The following is a 1,287-nucleotide window of genomic DNA, read 5'->3' as shown; positions in this document are numbered from 1 at the left end:
ATCTCATCATGATGAGATTCCTCCTCGTTCCTCGTCCTTTAGATTTGTATAATAGATAATATCTATAATGGTTATGATGTTGAAACAGGGGGTGCAGGGGGAGACTGATAAGTCATAAAAATGTTAATAACTTTACAAATAAAAAAAGAACGGGGTGAACTTTTTCCTCGTCTAGGAAAGACCTGTATTTCGTATTAGTCCCCGTTCTTATAACCGGTTGCCAAGAACCATATAGGATAATAGTCCAAACCTTATAAAGGTGTTAGTTTAAGCAACCTATTAAAACATAATAAAGATATGAAAATAAAAGAAGTCATCGGAATCGATGTAAGTAAATTGACATTGGATAGTCATATCCATAATATTGGAATACAAAAAGCATTTGATAATGCCCTAGAAGGTTTTGGAGCCATGGTATCATGGGTATTAGAAAATAGTCAAATAGGTAAAGAAAACCTGTTGTTTATATTGGAGCATACAGGCTTATATAGCCATCAGCTAATAGATTATCTTGTCAAGCATGGGTATTTTTACATGTAGTACCTGGACTGGAGGTTAAACGTTCATTAGGGATAGCAAGGGGGAAAGATGACAAGGCAGATGCCAAGCGCATAGCCCTGTATGGCTATCGGGTACGGGAAGAAGTAAAACCATACCAAATGCCCAAAGAGTCCCTGATGCGATTAAAAAGATTGATGTCCATGCGTAAAAAGCTGGTATCCCAGCGTGCAGGACATATAGCGACCCTAAAAGAGCAATCTAGAGTATTAAATGAAAAGGAAGCATCTATTTTGCTTGAAGTGCAACGAGAACTCATCCATACATTCCATCAACAAATAAAAGTCATGGAAAAGGAAATCGATAGGATTATCCAACAAGATACAGAACTTGAAAACCTATTCAAGCTTTTAACCAGTATTAAGGGTATAGGAGCGGTTACAGCTCGTTTTTTAATCGTTTATACCGTTGGGTTCACTGCTTTTAAAACGTGGAGAAAATTTGCTTCTTACTGTGGAATAGCTCCCTTTCCTAATCGATCTGGAACAAGTATAAGAGGAAGGACCAAGGTCTGTCATATAGCTAATAAAGAGGGAAAGGTATTGTTAAATATGTGTGCTGAATCAGCCATACAATTCAATCCCCAGTTGAGGGCATATTATCAAAGAAGAGTAGAACAAGGGAAAAACAAAATGAGTACGCTCAACATTATAAGAAACAAATTACTTGCTAAGGCCTTTGCTGTAGTAGCCAGGGGAACTTTTTATGTTGACACTATGAAGTATGCAT

Annotated in this window: 2 protein-coding genes; both read left to right on the top strand. The window is 37.1% G+C overall.

Annotated elements, in window-relative coordinates; translation table 11 throughout:
- Nucleotides 1-297: 297 nt before the first annotated feature.
- Nucleotides 298-540, top strand: coding sequence for a hypothetical protein (locus tag EM932_RS21270; RefSeq protein ID WP_246041175.1), 243 nt, complete (start codon nt 298-300; stop codon nt 538-540).
- Between the two features lie 8 nt (nt 541-548).
- Nucleotides 549-1,287 (top strand): transposase (locus tag EM932_RS20660; protein WP_317129385.1); only part of this gene is annotated, 739 nt, incomplete at its 3' end.

Source organism: Flavivirga rizhaonensis (assembly GCF_004791695.1).
In the GTDB taxonomy this organism is placed as follows: domain Bacteria; phylum Bacteroidota; class Bacteroidia; order Flavobacteriales; family Flavobacteriaceae; genus Flavivirga; species Flavivirga rizhaonensis.
The sequence above is the reverse complement of the archived record's forward strand: the minus strand, read 5'-3'. Positions and strand labels throughout refer to the sequence as shown.